The following is a 13,302-nucleotide window of genomic DNA, read 5'->3' as shown; positions in this document are numbered from 1 at the left end:
GTACTCGGCTACGAACCGAGCGGTCGGAGGTTCGAATCCTCCCGGATGCACCATATTCTCCGTAACCTTCAGCGATGAAGGTATCGAAGAGGTGGTGGTACTAACCGCAGGCACCAGGGAGGATAATGTTGCTTTAGCAACGGCCCGAAGGGCGAGCCGCAAGGCGAGTAATCCTCCCGAATGCACCATCTCTTGCTTGATATGGCTTTAGTAGCGATATCAATATCAGCAGTAAAATAAGCTTTCCCGATGCATCCGTAGCTCAGCTGGATAGAGTACTCGGCTACGAACCGAGCGGTCGGAGGTTCGAATCCTCCCGGATGCACCATTCTCTTCGTATTATCCACGATTGATAATCTTAATGGTCTGCAAAATTGACGCAAGCACCAGGGAGGATAACGTTGCGCCAGCAACGGCCCGAAGGGCGAACGCCAGTGAGTCATCCTCCTGGATACACCATCTTCTCCAAAAGATCCCCTCAAAAATATTTCATTTCTAAATGACGATTTTATCCATTTCCTGAATAATCTTCCCCTTCGCCATCAGCGACAAAATCAAGCAATTACGCTAAAGTAGCGTCATATTTTTCGATTTGTGAGAAGGCCATGTACGAGCGTTATGCTGGTTTAATATTTGATATGGATGGCACCATTCTGGATACCGAGCCTACGCACCGTAAAGCGTGGCGCGAAGTATTAGGACGTTACGGTCTTCAGTACGATGTACAGGCCATGATCGCACTTAATGGTTCGCCTACCTGGCGTATTGCCCAGGCGATCATTGAGTTGAACCAGGCCGATCTCGACCCACATGCTCTGGCGCGTGAAAAAACAGAGGCGGTAAGAAGCATGCTGCTGGATAGCGTCGAGCCGCTTCCTCTTGTTGACGTAGTGAAGAGTTGGCATGGTCGTCGCCCAATGGCTGTCGGTACGGGGAGTGAAAGCGCTATAGCTGAGGTGCTGTTAACACATCTGGGATTGCGCCGTTATTTTGACGCCGTCGTTGCTGCCGATCACGTCAAACATCATAAACCTGCGCCAGACACATTTTTGTTGTGCGCACAGCGTATGGGAGTGCAACCAACACAGTGCGTGGTCTTTGAAGATGCTGATTTCGGTATTCAGGCTGCTCGCGCCGCAGGCATGGACGTTGTGGATGTTCGCTTGTTGTGAGTGAGGCGCTATCGCTCTTCTCGTTGTTTGCCAGTAGTTTTCTCAGCGCTACACTATTACCCGGCAATTCGGAAGTTGTGCTGGTGGCAATGTTACTTTCTGGGGTGAGTCATCCCTGGGTTTTAGTATTAACAGCAACAATGGGTAATAGCCTTGGAGGGTTAACTAACGTTATCCTTGGGCGTTTCTTTCCATTGCGCAAAACATCGCGCTGGCAAGAAGAAGCCATTGGCTGGCTGAAACGCTATGGCGCAGTCACACTCTTATTAAGCTGGATGCCAGTGATTGGCGACTTACTGTGTCTGTTAGCGGGATGGATGCGCATCTCGTGGGGACCAGTAATCTTTTTTTTGTGCCTTGGTAAAGCGTTGCGCTACGTTGCGGTTGCAGTAGCCACCGTTCAGGGCATGATGTGGTGGCACTAATTGTAGGCCTGCACACATGGCCACCATTACAGTTATGCTAATTAAAACGATTTTGACAGGCGGGAGGTCAATTTGATCCCGGACGTATCACAGGCGCTGGCCTGGCTGGAAAAACATCCTCAGGCATTAACGGGGATACAGCGCGGTCTTGAGCGCGAAACTTTACGTGTTAATCCAGATGGCACACTAGCAACAACGGGTCATCCTGAAGCATTAGGTTCCGCACTGACGCATAAATGGATCACGACCGATTTTGCCGAAGCGTTGCTGGAATTTATTACGCCGGTCGATGGCGATATTGAACATATGCTGACCTTTATGCGCGATTTGCATCGCTATACCGCTCGTAATATTGGCGATGAGCGGATGTGGCCGTTAAGTATGCCATGTTACATCGCGGAAGGTCAGGATATCGAACTGGCGCAGTATGGCACTTCCAATACCGGTCGCTTTAAAACGCTGTACCGTGAAGGGCTGAAAAATCGCTATGGCGCGCTGATGCAAACCATCTCCGGCGTACACTACAACTTCTCTTTACCAATGGCATTCTGGCAGGCGAAGTGTGGTGATATCTCGGGCGTTGACGCCAAAGAGAAAATCTCAGCGGGCTACTTCCGTGCTATCCGTAACTACTATCGTTTCGGTTGGGTTATCCCATATTTGTTTGGCGCTTCCCCGGCGATTTGTTCTTCTTTCCTGCAAGGTAAACCGACGTCGCTACCGTTTGAGAAAACCGAGAGTGGCATGTACTACCTTCCGTATGCGACCTCTCTTCGTTTGAGCGATCTGGGCTATACCAATAAATCGCAAAGTAATCTTGGTATTACCTTTAACGATCTCTACGAGTACGTAGCTGGTCTGAAGCGGGCAATTAAAACGCCGTCGGAAGAGTACGCGAAGATTGGTCTTGAGAAAGACGGCAAGCGACTGCAAATCAACAGTAACGTACTGCAGATTGAAAATGAACTGTATGCGCCGATTCGTCCGAAACGCGTTACTCGCAGCGGTGAGTCGCCTTCTGATGCGCTGTTGCGCGGCGGCATTGAATATATCGAAGTGCGTTCGCTGGATATCAACCCCTTCTCACCGATAGGTGTTGATGAGCAGCAGGTGCGTTTCCTCGACCTGTTTATGGTCTGGTGTGCGTTAGCTGACGCGCCGGAAATGAGCAGTAGCGAACTTGCCTGTACACGCGTCAACTGGAACCGGGTGATCCTTGAAGGGCGTAAGCCGGGGCTGACGCTGGGAATTGGCTGTGAAACTGCACAATTCCCGCTGCCGCAGGTGGGCAAAGATCTGTTCCGGGATCTGAAACGTGTTGCGCAAACCCTGGACAGCATTAACGGCGGCGAAGCGTATCAGAAAGTGTGTGATGAGCTGGTAGCCTGCTTTGATAATCCCGATCTGACTTTCTCTGCCAGTATCTTACGGTCTATGATTGATACTGGCATTGGCGGAACTGGTAAAGCATTTGGTGAGGCTTACCGCAATTTGCTGCGTGAAGAGCCGCTGGAAATTCTGCGTGAAGAGGATTTTATTGCCGAACGCGAAGCGTCTAAACGCCGTCAGCAGGAAATGGAAGCTGCAGATACCGAACCGTTCAAGGTGTGGCTGGAAAAACACGCCTGACAGAAAAGAAAAAGGCCACTCGTGAGTGGCCAAAATTTCATCTCTGAATTCAGGGATGATGATAACAAATGCGCGTCTTTCATATACTCAGACTCGCCTGGGAACAAAGAGTTCAGAATATTTTAAAAAAAATTACCGGAGGTGGCTAAATGCCGTTGTTAGATAGCTTCACAGTCGATCATACCCGGATGGAAGCGCCTGCAGTTCGGGTGGCGAAAACAATGAACACCCCGCATGGCGACGCAATCACTGTGTTCGATCTGCGTTTTTGCGTGCCGAACAAAGAAGTAATGCCAGAAAAAGGTATCCATACTCTGGAGCATCTGTTTGCTGGTTTTATGCGCAACCATCTTAACGGCAACGGCGTTGAGATCATCGATATCTCGCCAATGGGTTGTCGCACCGGTTTCTATATGAGTCTGATTGGTACGCCAGATGAGAAGCGTGTCGCTGATGCCTGGAAAGCGGCAATGGAAGATGTACTGAAAGTGCAGGATCAGAATCAGATCCCGGAACTGAATGTCTACCAGTGTGGCACTTACCAGATGCACTCGTTGCAGGAAGCGCAGGATATTGCACGTAGCATCCTGGAACGTGGTGTGCGTATCAACAGCAACGAAGAGCTGGCGTTGCCGAAAGAGAAATTACAGGAACTGCACATCTAGTCAGTTTAAGCAGAAGAAGCCGGACATGCAGTAGCACCGTCCGGCTTGCCTGATGCGCTACGCTTATCAGGTTGATGCAGGGAGCGCGCCACCCGTATACCGCGACGGGCGGCAAAGTGGCATCAAAAGAGATATTTCATACCCAGCATTCCCTGAGTATCGCTGTAACCGTTGTCACCCAACTGCTGGGCGACGTTGCCCCACAGTTGCAGACGCGGATTAAGCTGACCTTCCACCCCGACTTTTAACTCACCGATGTTACGCGCACCGATGATCTCATCGCTGATGCCATCCATCTTCACACTGTAATTGCGGGAGTTATAAATCCAGTTGGCTTCCACAAAAGGCTGGAAGGAACGCTCTTTATGATCATCAAGAGCATTATGGCCTTGCAGATACGCTTTCACCCCCAGACGCGTTTGCAGGTTGCCTTCGGTGCTGTCCTCAACCAGAGTGCCATTGTCTTCAGTATGATTGTCTGCCTTCACATCCATCCACGTCAGTTGCATTTTTGGCTGCAACCAGTAGCTGGTACGCGCATCGGCGCTTTCACCAAGACGGAAGGTATAACCCGCTTCAATGGCAGCGGTGATGCCGTCAGAGTGATATTTCTCACCCGGCAGGTACTCGCCGGAGACGGTGTTATCAAACCAGTTATAGAGCAACCAGCTATCAACATAAGTCCCGGTTTTGTCCGCTTCGTTAGCGTACCAGGTGCCATACACCCCCACACTGTAGCCGTCGATTTGCCCACGTGAGCTGTACCCGGTCAGGTTGGAATGGGTGTGACTCTTGCTGTTGGCATAGCCAGCCATTAAGCCGAGATGCCAGCGATCAAGGTCATTACTGCTCCATTGTGCGAGGTCGCCGCCCAGTTGCAGAACATAACGGTTGCTCTGGGTGCTCAATTCATCCGAACGATCTTTAAAGCGATTATGCCCGCCAATGTTACGCATCCACAGGCTGGTTACTTTCTGCTCGCCGGTCAGCAGGTCGGTGTATTGTGTTTCCCCCAGACGGTCATGCAGTCGGGTATTAAACAGCGTATTTGCCGCCTGAATATTGGCCAGATAGCTGCCAATTTCCGGGCGATACAGATGTTTTCGTTCTGGTTGTGGAACAGATGGCGTAACAGGTGGCTCCGGTGTCACAGGCGGTTCTGGTGTTACAGGGGGTTCTGGTGTTACAGGGGGTTCTGGTGTTACAGGGGGCTCAGGGTCTGGTTCCGGGATGACGGGCAGTTCCGGTGGGGTATACGGTCCTGCGGGAATTTCACTGGTTAAAAACCAGTTCTGGTTGTCGCTTTTTACCACGTTGTAGTCATAGGGACCGGCAACAATACGACCTTCTTTACTAAACGTTCCCTCTGATGCGCCAGTTATTTCAATAATGCGGATCCCTTCAAGCGTATCGGCTCCCTGACCACCGGCATTACTAACACTCACACGGGTATGACCAGACGTGTTGCCTTTTACAATTAATTTATCAGTCGCGGAATTATCATCGCCGAGTTCGGTACGCATAACTAACAAACCATTATTAGCAGTGTAATTGCCATTAATGGTGAGTGTGGCAGGCGTGAATTTGTCGCCATTTTTTGAGGAAGATAGTGTTGCTGTACCCGCCAAATCCAGTGTATTTAAGGTTTGTGAAAAACCGTCTAAATCGATATTCCCTTCACTGTCGACAACATAATCGGAGTTTGGGCTGAAGGTATCGTTGACACCGGCGCGCAAAGTGCCTTTATTTATATTCGTTTGGCCAGAGTAGGTATTTGCGCCTGTCAACGTCGTGACTCCGGAACCTTCCTGGTTAACTTCGCCTTTGCCAACTATATCTGCAGCCAGGATAAAATCTTCGCTGGAGTGGTTAAAATTAATTTGTGCAGCACTATCCCCGGCATTACTTCCCATATGGATAATCGGCGTCTTGATGATCCCCGCTTTCTGTTCTGCTTCTCCCTGCGCTCCACCAATGTTTAGAATACCGGTGCTGGTTTCTGCTATCCCAAGCCAGATAAATTGATTAGCACTGACCGTGGCATTATTACTAACGGTAAGTATCCCCTTTGCCTCGTTCTGCGATGAGTTCAATCCCCCGAGGTTGATATATTCATTCACTGTTAATGAAGAATTGTCGCCATCAACCAGCGTTTCACCGTATCCAGTCCCGTGAAAATCCCCTGTACTTCCAGTAAAACCAATGAGCACATCCTTTGATGCCGTAAGATGACCGCCATGCGTGATTTCGAGTTTACCTGTTCCCTGATCGCCGACCATCACATACGTTGCAGAAACGGAAGAACCCGCACCGTCAATAATGACTTGCCCTTGTGCCTGGTAATCATATTCACCGATTCTGAATTCATTTAAATCGGTGATAGTACTGCCGCTAAGCACCATTAAGGTTCCTGAACCACCATTGATACCTAAATAAATATTGTGTTCATAAGGCGATGCATTATTAATCGTCAGATGAGTATTGTTTTCTAATTTCATTATCCCTGAAGTTGCATTACCGATTGTGATTTTGGAGGTGGTCAGATCACGCCCGTCTATATTCAACGTACCTTCACTTGTTTCTCCAACATTAAGAAAACGAAATTGATCCCAGGTTGATGAATTATTTTCGGATGAGGATAGCGTTACAACATCATTATTGTTGATAGTAACATCGCTGTTGATACTTGTTGGTGGTGCCCATGCCAGTGAAACGGGTATTGATAACACGGTCGAAATAGCTATTGCCAGCGTTGACAAGGGATGCTTTTTGATGTTCATAAAGTTCCTTCTCATCCTTATGATTTATTTTAAAATAAATAACAAATCCACAGTAACGACGTAAAAACTTAATTTTTAAGACCACTGAAAAAGGTTACTGCTCTATCAAATGAAGAGTAGTGCGTGAAACCAATGTTTATAAACCAGTTTAATTTGTAATTAATTTAATATTAATTTGTTTTGATGGTTTAGGCGTTGTGCTAAAAAATAAGTTGCATAATTTTTCATAGGAAAAATCTTTAAATACATTAAGTGGTAAAAAGTGACAAAAAGAAAAGTTAGAAAAATCATCAAGATATATTCTGTCGATGTTTTTCTTTAATTTAATAATGATGGCAAATTAATTTTATGTTTATTGTTTGCACATTTACTTAGAGTTGGTAAATACCAGGATTATTGTCAAAAAAATAATATAAATATGCTTTCCGCACATCGGTAAAACGCATAAAAATATGAGATAAAATATGCCGCTATTAGGAAAAATATAAATATATTGTCTATTTTTTCTGATTGATGAACTGCTTATTAAGCAACCCTGAATAATGGCATCATTTGGCATTGATAAAACAACCGTTTGCAGAATAGGCAAATAAAAAGGGAGCCGCAGCTCCCTTTGACAACATTAGTGCGCACCGCCTCCGCCACCACCTGCGCCAAATGGCGGCCTGGCAAACCACACCAGTCCCAGCAGGACGAGGAATATCCCGGCCGACATCCAGAAGATCTCATTAGCGGAAATAATCAACCCCTGATTGGTGATCTGCTGAGCAATCCAGCCGGAAGCCTGCTGTTGCGTCATTCCCAGACCCTCCAGTTGATGGTACATCGCCTGGGCGTTCGGGTTATACGGATTCACCGACTCGGTCAACTGCGCATGATGCAGCGACTCGCGGTTGGTCCACATGGTAGTGGTTATCGACGTGCCAATAGACCCCGCCAGCGTTCGCGTAAAGTTGGAGAGACTCGACGCCGCCGCCAGTCGTTCAGGTGGCAAACCAGAAAGCGTAATGGTGGTCAGCGGCATAAAGAAGCAGGCCACCGCGAAGCCCTGGATAAACTGCGGCCAGGCCGACGCGCCAAAATCCATACCGGGTTCAAAGGTATAAGCACGCCAGTAGAAACAGACGGCATACATAATAAAGCTGAAGGTTACCAGCCGACGCATATCCAGTTTATGCGCAAAACGACCGATAATTGGCGACAGGATCACCGGGATAATCCCTACCGGCGCAGACGCCAACCCTGCCCAGGTTGCTGTGTAGCCGTAGACTTCCTGCAACAATTGCGGCAGCAAAACAATCGCGCCGAAGTAGAGCATATAAGCGAGGCTGATACACAAGCAGCCAATGGTAAAATTGCGTGACTTAAACAGCGACAGATCAACTATTGGGTTGTCATCTGTCAGCTCCCAGACAATCAGGAAGCTGATAGCCACTACCGCCACCACGGTGAGAATGATAATTTCCTGTGATGAGAACCAGTCCAGTTCTTTACCCCGGTCGAGCATAATCTGCAGGCTACCGATACCAATCACTAACAGCGCCAGCCCCACGGCATCAATCCGTCGCCGCTCGGTGCGGGTTTCGCGTCCGCGCAAGGTCTGTAGCGTCATCAACACCACTGCCACGCCAATTGGCACGTTGATAAAGAAGATCCAACCCCAGTGATAATTGTCGCTGATATAACCGCCGAGGATCGGGCCGCAAATAGGCGCGACAATCACCGTCATTGACCACAAGGCCAGTGCGATGGAACGTTTGGCTGGCGGGTAGTTATTCAGTAATAGACTTTGTGACAGCGGGATCAATGGCCCGGCGACAATACCCTGAATGACGCGGAAGAAGATCAGCATATTCAGACTACTGGAAACACCACACGCCCACGAAGCAATGGCGAAGGCGATGGTCGACCAGAGGAACAGCTTCACTTCCCCGACGCGCTTCGCCAGCCAGCCGGTAAGCGGGATCGAGATGGCGTTCGCCACCCCGAAGGAGGTGATCACCCACGTTCCCTGGCTGAGCGATGAGCCAAGGTTTCCGGCGATAGTAGGGATCGCCACGTTAGCAATGGTGGAGTCCAGCACCTGCATGAATGTCGCCAGCGATAGCGCAATCGTCATAATGACCAGTTGCGCACCTTCCAGCGGTTTTTGCTGTTGCATCACACGCACCTCTGGATTAGCCAGCGTTAGCTTTTACGATATCGTCGATCAGTTTATTGACGGGTTCCAGGCTGATTTCACGAGCGGTACTTACTGCTACCGGCGTGGAACGTACTTTGTTAGCCAGTACCTGGCCGTCACGGTTAGTGGTATTGACGCTCACCAGTGTGGATAAACCGATCCGTAGCGGATATTGCTCAAGTTGCTTTTGATCCAACTCGATGCGAACAGGCAGACGCTGAACCACTTTGATCCAGTTACCGGTAGCGTTTTGCGCCGGAAGCAGCGAAAACGCGCTACCCGTACCCATATCCAGACCGACCACTTTACCGGTGTATTTCACGTCATCACCGTAAATATCAGTGGTGATGGTGACCGGCTGGCCGATACGCATATTGGCAATCTGGGTCTCTTTAAAGTTGGCATCCACCCACATATTAGTCGCCGGAACGACCGCCATCAGCGGCGTTGTTGGGCTAATTTGCGCACCCGGTTGAACGGCACGGCGGGAGACATAACCGGTCATCGGGCTGACAATACGGGTACGTTCCAGCGCCAGCCAGGCATTGCGCACTTCAGTGGCAGCTTGTTGCACGGCCGGTTGATCTTCCAGTTTAGTACCCAGAATCATCGCCTGATTGGCATTGTATTGTTGAATGGCGACATCCAGTTGCGCCTGGGCGCTGGTAACAGCATCGCGGGCGTGTTGCAGCTCTTCGCGGCCAATCAGGTTGGCATTACCCAGCGGCACGCGGCGGTTGTAGTCGCTTTGTGCTTTGGCGAGGGCGATTTTCTGCACCTCAATATTTGCCTGCAACTGCTTGCTGTTAATCATCAGTTGGTGGGTCTGGCGTACGCTGGAAGCCAGTGCTGTTTTGGCTTTTTCAAACGCCTGGCGAGCATCAGTCGGGTCGAGAGTGACCAGCACATCGCCTTCTTTTACAAAATCGGTGTTATCGGCCCAGACTTTCGTCACGCTGCCTGACACCTGAGACATAATTTGAATCTGATTCCCTGCCACGTATGCGTCATCAGTTTCTTCGAAATGACGCAGTACCAAAAACCAATAAATCCCTATCGCTACGGCAATAATAATAAAGAGCAAGGTGAGAAGGAGGAGCAGACGCTTACGTTTGCCGCTCTTCTTTACCGGTTGCTGCGGGCTTTGTGTCTCCGCATTTGCGCTCATAGTATTCTCCACGATCTTCTTAACTCATCGGCTGAGCCGACCTGCTTGCCAAAAAGGCCAGCACGTTGCGATGCTGGCCGGTCAGTTTTTCTTTTATAAATCTGGATTTTTGAGCGAGATGACGCGTTAGCTCATCGCTTCGAGAACCGCACCGTCTTGTTCCATCTGATCGAGACGGGAGAGCAATTTGCGGGTGATTTGCTCAAGCTGATCTTTTTCTGTTGTGCTGAGCGCGGACCAGAGTTGATGCAGGCAGTTATGCTGCGGCGGTAAAACCTCGCGCAAAAACTCGTGACCTTTTTCCGTTAATTGCAGATGCAGGCAGCGGCGATCGTTATCGCTTTCACGACGTTCGATCCAGCCGCGTTTTTCCAGTTCATCGGCAATACGCGTCGCATTGGTACGGGATGATCCAAGAGCACAACTTAATTCAGAAGGCTGAATGCTGTGGTTTTCCTGAGACTCCAGCGTAATCAACGCCATAAACAACGTCTCGTTAATCCCCTGAGCCTTCAGCATTTTATTGCGGTTTTCCAGCAACTTGCTCTGCATATGCATGCAAAGACGGGTCAGAAGGATCTCCTGATAAGGAAAATCTTCGTGGCGGCTGGCGCGAAATTTTAGCATTTGTTCAATGGGCGTAAACGAACTATCCATTTGGGTATGACCTCATTAATTTCAGCCGATATAGTAACGACAGTGACAAATAAAGTAAATGTATTGTTTTAGAAAAATGATTCTTGTGGGTTATATAATCGCCATCACTTTCCAGGCCAGCCCGTAGGCCAGCGCACTTATCAGAGTGGGGACGATAATGCTGCGTGTTTTATAGAAACTGCCACCCAATACTGCAAAACCAACCAGTGTGGGCACGAAGCGGCGTGAGTCGTGCATCACTTCTGGTGCGGTAGAGACAACCAGCAGAGCGCAAATTGAGGCGATGCCAATGGTGTCGAGCAAAATACCCACCGCGCCACGCTTGGTTGGGCGGGTATTACCCACCCGCAGGCGCAGTGGTAAATAGCGGAAGCAGTAATTCGCCGCGCCAACCAGTAATCCAAGCAGTAAAACCTCATAGCTCATCAGCGGCTCCTTGCCAGAATGCCTGGATTAACGCAGTGAGGCAGCCAAAGACAATGCCTGCCAGAATGGCGACGGGAATAGAAAATAGCGTTACGCCTGCAAGGGCACCAACTAACGCTGCGGTAACGCAAAGAGATTGTTTGCGCTGGAAAGAGGCGAGCAGGAAACTCATAAAGAGAGCCGGCAGCATAAAGCCTAATGCTGCTTCAACGGCGGGATAACCTTGCAGCAAACCGCCGCCCGAAAATGCCCCTATTACCGTACCAAATACCCACGATGACCATGAACTGAAGGCAATGCCGATCATCCAGTTTTCGCTCCAGCGGCGATTATTACGTACCAGTTTTGCCGTTGCAGCGGCAAAAACCTCGTCCGTCAGGCCAAACGCCCACAGGGCGGTTTTCGATTTTTGCAGACGCTGAACAATACGGCTACGCAGTGACGGGCCATACAAAACATGGCGAACATCCATTGCCATCACGGTCAGTGCAGCAATCCACAAACTACTCCCGGCGGCCAGCATCGCGGTAATGACAAACTGGCTCGCACCTGCATAAATGATGCAGGAGAAAAAAACACTTTCGAGGGGAGTGAAGCCCTGGCGGGTTGCATTCAGACCGAACGCAAAAGCCACCGGAATATAACTAATAACAATCGGTAAACTGTCTTTGCATCCTTCCATGAAGGTCGCCGGACCAGAAGCTGGCAGAGGAGTAGGGCTTACCATAGAGTGTACGCTTAACGATTGTTAATATTATAAACAGACTGAATGAATATCTTAACCTTATCAGACTGATGGGCTTCTTAACACCCTTATAAGTGTAAAGCCACGAAAACGGTTGCTGATTGCTTAATTTGCGGCTTCCTGACGATGAAAACCTCGCCACCAGACCACCAGGTTAACCAGGGCGATCACCGCGCCAGCCAGACAAACGCCAGCCCAACCCGCATGTTGCCATGCGGATGCAGAAATCAGTGAACCGGCAGCACCGCCAATAAAGTAACTGGTCATGTAGCCTGCGGTCAGGCGATTACGCGCATCAGGGTGAATACGGTAAATCACGGTTTGATTGGTGATATGCACGCCCTGGACGGTGAGATCCAGCACCAGGATGCCGATAATCAGCGCCAGTACGGAAGTTTGACCAAACCAGATTGCCAGCCATGAAAGTAACAACAACAGCAGACCAAACGTTGTTGTGAGGTGCGATTTTCCTTTATCGGCAAAACCGCCCGCCGGGCGAGCGCCCAACGCCCCGGCAGCTCCCGCAAGGCCAAACAGACCAATCACGCCATCGCTGTAATTAAAAGGCGGCGCGGCGAGCAAAAAAGCCATCGATGTCCATAGAATGCTGAAGTTGGCAAAGGTCAGGCAGCCCAGTAACGCGCGGGTACGCAGGATCTTATCGCTGATAAACATGCTGAAAACGGAACCTAACAACTGTGGGTAGTTGAGGTGGTTTTCTGATTTCATTTGTGGCAGGCCGCGCCATAACGCCAGCGCCATCAGTGCCATTAACACCGATGCGACCCAGAAGACGGTGCGCCAGCCGCCGAGGTTTGCCAGCAATCCTGCAACGGTACGTGCCAGCAAAATCCCCAGTAGCAAACCGCTCATAATGGTGCCAACCACCTTGCCGCGTTTGTCTGGTGAAGCCAGTGTTGCCGCCAGTGGAACCAGAATTTGCGCCACGACCGAGAATAAACCGGTTAATGCCGTTCCGAGGATCATCATGGCGAGTGATTGACTGCTGGCGGTGATCAACATACCGCCTGCAGCCAGTAAGGTCATGGAAACAATCAGGCGTCGGCGTTCAAACATATCGCCCAATGGGACAAGAAACAGCAGGCCAGCGGCATAGCCTAATTGTGCGGCGGTGACAATAAAGCCCGCCGAACTGGCGGAAAGAGAAAAGTTACGCGCGATGGTGTCGAGCAATGGCTGGGCGTAATAGTTGCTGGCGACTGCCAGACCGGTGGCGATCGACATCAGCACGATCAGCGCCGGGCTAAGCTCATGATTGGTTTTAGTCATTATTGTTGTTTATCAGGTGATGATTAGTCTGGAAATCAATAATAGCGGATGTTTATGAATGGGGGCGAAAGATAGCTTGTTGAAATGTGCTGTGTGGTTTGTAGGCATGATAAGACGCGTCAGCGTCGCATCAGGCATTGAGCACAGAACGGCGGATGCGGCG

General features: G+C 49.8%; 11 protein-coding genes and 1 tRNA gene. 5 read left to right on the top strand and 7 right to left on the bottom strand.

The features are described from left to right. The first annotated feature begins 251 nt into the window (after positions 1-251). The 5 genes from A1SC_RS11225 to luxS all read left to right on the top strand — a co-directional run bounded on the left by A1SC_RS11225 (position 252) and on the right by luxS (position 3,891). A tRNA-Arg gene (locus A1SC_RS11225) sits at positions 252-328 on the top strand. 277 nt (positions 329-605) lie between these two features. Then, positions 606-1,172 carry a fructose-1-phosphate/6-phosphogluconate phosphatase gene (yqaB, locus tag A1SC_RS11230; protein WP_016262456.1) on the top strand — a complete coding sequence of 189 codons (567 nt, stop codon included), beginning with the start codon at positions 606-608 and terminating at the stop codon, positions 1,170-1,172. Continuing rightward, entirely contained in the window at positions 1,169-1,597 is a 429-nt protein-coding gene (locus tag A1SC_RS11235; protein ID WP_001287460.1) for a YqaA family protein, read from the top strand. Before yqaB ends, A1SC_RS11235 begins: the two co-directional genes overlap by 4 nt. 72 nt (positions 1,598-1,669) lie before the next feature. Beyond that, entirely contained in the window at positions 1,670-3,226 is a 1,557-nt protein-coding gene (gene gshA, locus A1SC_RS11240; protein WP_016262455.1) for a glutamate--cysteine ligase, read from the top strand. A gap of 149 nt (positions 3,227-3,375) precedes the next feature. Continuing rightward, positions 3,376-3,891 carry an S-ribosylhomocysteine lyase gene (luxS, locus tag A1SC_RS11245; protein WP_001516930.1) on the top strand — a complete coding sequence of 172 codons (516 nt, stop codon included), beginning with the start codon at positions 3,376-3,378 and terminating at the stop codon, positions 3,889-3,891. A gap of 122 nt (positions 3,892-4,013) precedes the next feature. Here the strand turns inward: luxS and A1SC_RS24665 are convergent, their stop codons facing one another. The 7 genes from A1SC_RS24665 to A1SC_RS11280 form a co-directional block, all read right to left on the bottom strand. Further along, positions 4,014-6,671 (bottom strand): autotransporter outer membrane beta-barrel domain-containing protein, encoded by a 2,658-nt coding sequence (locus A1SC_RS24665; protein WP_016262454.1) that lies wholly within the window; start codon positions 6,669-6,671, stop codon positions 4,014-4,016. Positions 6,672-7,293: 622 nt separating this feature from the next. Then, on the bottom strand, positions 7,294-8,832 hold the full coding sequence (gene emrB / locus A1SC_RS11255; RefSeq protein WP_001516928.1) for a multidrug efflux MFS transporter permease subunit EmrB: 1,539 nt from the start codon (positions 8,830-8,832) through the stop codon (positions 7,294-7,296). A gap of 16 nt (positions 8,833-8,848) precedes the next feature. Further along, complete coding sequence (gene emrA, locus A1SC_RS11260) at positions 8,849-10,021, bottom strand: multidrug efflux MFS transporter periplasmic adaptor subunit EmrA (RefSeq protein ID WP_001516927.1); 1,173 nt, start codon at positions 10,019-10,021, stop codon at positions 8,849-8,851. 126 nt (positions 10,022-10,147) lie between these two features. Then, a complete protein-coding gene (emrR, locus tag A1SC_RS11265) occupies positions 10,148-10,678 on the bottom strand; it encodes a multidrug efflux transporter EmrAB transcriptional repressor EmrR (RefSeq protein WP_000378441.1) in 531 nt (176 codons plus the stop codon). 90 nt (positions 10,679-10,768) lie between these two features. After that, a complete protein-coding gene (gene ygaH, locus A1SC_RS11270; RefSeq protein ID WP_001516926.1) occupies positions 10,769-11,104 on the bottom strand; it encodes an L-valine transporter subunit YgaH in 336 nt (111 codons plus the stop codon). Further along, a complete protein-coding gene (ygaZ, locus tag A1SC_RS11275; protein WP_000254577.1) occupies positions 11,094-11,831 on the bottom strand; it encodes an L-valine exporter subunit YgaZ in 738 nt (245 codons plus the stop codon). The genes ygaH and ygaZ overlap by 11 nt, the downstream gene beginning before the upstream one ends. Positions 11,832-11,954: 123 nt before the next feature. Further along, positions 11,955-13,139 carry an MFS transporter gene (locus A1SC_RS11280; protein ID WP_001516925.1) on the bottom strand — a complete coding sequence of 395 codons (1,185 nt, stop codon included), beginning with the start codon at positions 13,137-13,139 and terminating at the stop codon, positions 11,955-11,957. Between the last annotated feature and the right edge of the window lie 163 nt (positions 13,140-13,302).

Origin of the sequence: Escherichia sp. KTE52 (assembly GCF_000408325.1) — a bacterium.
GTDB classification, from domain to species: domain Bacteria; phylum Pseudomonadota; class Gammaproteobacteria; order Enterobacterales; family Enterobacteriaceae; genus Escherichia; species Escherichia marmotae.
The sequence above is the reverse complement of the archived record's forward strand: the minus strand, read 5'-3'. Positions and strand labels throughout refer to the sequence as shown.

Coding starts and splice junctions, on each gene's coding strand:
- yqaB (WP_016262456.1), top strand. CDS start 606: ATGTACGAGCGTTATGCTGGTTTAATATTTGATATGGATGGCACCATT.
- luxS (WP_001516930.1), top strand. CDS start 3,376: ATGCCGTTGTTAGATAGCTTCACAGTCGATCATACCCGGATGGAAGCG.
- A1SC_RS24665 (WP_016262454.1), bottom strand. CDS start 6,671: ATGAACATCAAAAAGCATCCCTTGTCAACGCTGGCAATAGCTATTTCG.
- emrB (WP_001516928.1), bottom strand. CDS start 8,832: ATGCAACAGCAAAAACCGCTGGAAGGTGCGCAACTGGTCATTATGACG.
- emrA (WP_001516927.1), bottom strand. CDS start 10,021: ATGAGCGCAAATGCGGAGACACAAAGCCCGCAGCAACCGGTAAAGAAG.
- emrR (WP_000378441.1), bottom strand. CDS start 10,678: ATGGATAGTTCGTTTACGCCCATTGAACAAATGCTAAAATTTCGCGCC.
- ygaH (WP_001516926.1), bottom strand. CDS start 11,104: ATGAGCTATGAGGTTTTACTGCTTGGATTACTGGTTGGCGCGGCGAAT.
- ygaZ (WP_000254577.1), bottom strand. CDS start 11,831: ATGGTAAGCCCTACTCCTCTGCCAGCTTCTGGTCCGGCGACCTTCATG.
- A1SC_RS11280 (WP_001516925.1), bottom strand. CDS start 13,139: ATGACTAAAACCAATCATGAGCTTAGCCCGGCGCTGATCGTGCTGATG.